The sequence below is a fragment of the Clostridium sp. genome (genome assembly GCF_051650885.1).
In the GTDB taxonomy this organism is placed as follows: Bacteria; Bacillota; Clostridia; order Clostridiales; family Clostridiaceae; genus Clostridium.
Genome location: NZ_JBOFRG010000361.1, coordinates 1 through 1,337 on the forward strand (window position 1 = coordinate 1; position 1,337 = coordinate 1,337).

Below are 1,337 nucleotides of genomic sequence, written 5' to 3' on the forward strand. Positions count from 1 at the left end.
AGATATGGTGGTCTTGAAGAAACAAATAGACTTTTAATATTTGTTCTTATAGTATGTAATATATTTATTTGGATAAGAGTTACAGTTTTCAAGAGAAAAACTTTTAGGAAAAGTTTAAGTAAAATGGTAGAAAAGAATCCAGCTTATATTCAGAAAAAAGAGGTGAGAAGAAGAGAAAAGGATTTTTTTGTTCAAAATTTAGAAGATAAAAAGAAAACCTCAACGTTTAAAGTAGAAAATATATTTAGAGTTATAAAAAAAGGAAATCATATATTTATGATTAAAAAAGATAATTCGCCAATGCTTATGATACCGATGGATGCTTTTAAAAATGAAAATGATTTAAAAATATTTTTCAAAGGTTTAGAAGTGGAAAATGATTAAAAAGAAAAACTAGTAAGTTTAAAAGCTTGCTAGTTTTTTTGCGTACCGTAATAGTACTAATAGCAAAGGTAAAGGGACCTACATAAACTAATAGAGGATTAAAAAAAGGAGAGGTTAAAATAATGGTAAGTGTAGGTGGAAATTTAAGGCATGCAGGAACAAGATTTGGGGCACCAGGTGGATTTACACCTATTGTTGATGTACCGATATGTCTTTTTAGAGTAAGTGATGGAAAGGGAATGTATACAAGAACAGGTTCAAATGGAGAATATTCTTTTATAAATGTAGATGTAGGAGATTATAAAATAATAGAGTGTGGAAAAAGTGTAGCTGTAGCAGGAAGTGTAGCAGATTTTTCTAATGCAACTGTAATGACAGAACCAGTACCAGCAGACCCAGAATATAGTAAAATAACTACACCAATTGCAAATACAAATGTTGTAGATTCATTAAGTCCAAACACTTTGTTAGTAAGTATTGCAAATGCAAATTTAACAGGAAAAGACTTTTTAGATAGCACAATAAAAAATACACCACTGTCTATTCCAAGTGGAGTTATTATAGACAAAAATATATTAAAGAAAGCTGGAAATGGGATTTTTGGAACTCTTCCAAATGGAACACCTGCAAATACAGTTCCGCCAAGTTATCCATATCAAGACTCTATGACTTCAGGCTTTACTTATCTTCCAGGAGGGATTAGCCAAGGGGTTGATGATTTTTTTATGAAAAATATTCAAACAAGGCAATGGTTTAGTCTTTCTAATCATACAACATTTGATGAAACGAGCTCTTATATAAGTATAAATGGAGGAAATCCTAACATTATTATATTTTTTGAAGAGGTAGATGTTTTAAAAAATAGATATTATTTAGCTAGTGCATGGCTTTGTATGAATACAGATATCCCTAATACTTGTAAGATTGGTTTTAGAGCATTAGCAGAAGATTTT

Annotated in this window: 2 protein-coding genes; both read left to right on the forward strand. The window is 30.0% G+C overall.

Features of this window, described 5'->3' with window-relative positions; genetic code table 11:
- The coding region (locus ACRC28_RS18375; protein WP_438544902.1) for a hypothetical protein at positions 1 to 384 on the forward strand (384 nt) is incomplete at its 5' end.
- A gap of 122 nt (positions 385 to 506) precedes the next feature.
- Positions 507 to 1,337, forward strand: an 831-nt coding sequence (locus tag ACRC28_RS18380) for a carboxypeptidase-like regulatory domain-containing protein (protein ID WP_438544903.1), incomplete at its 3' end; no start/stop codon positions are given.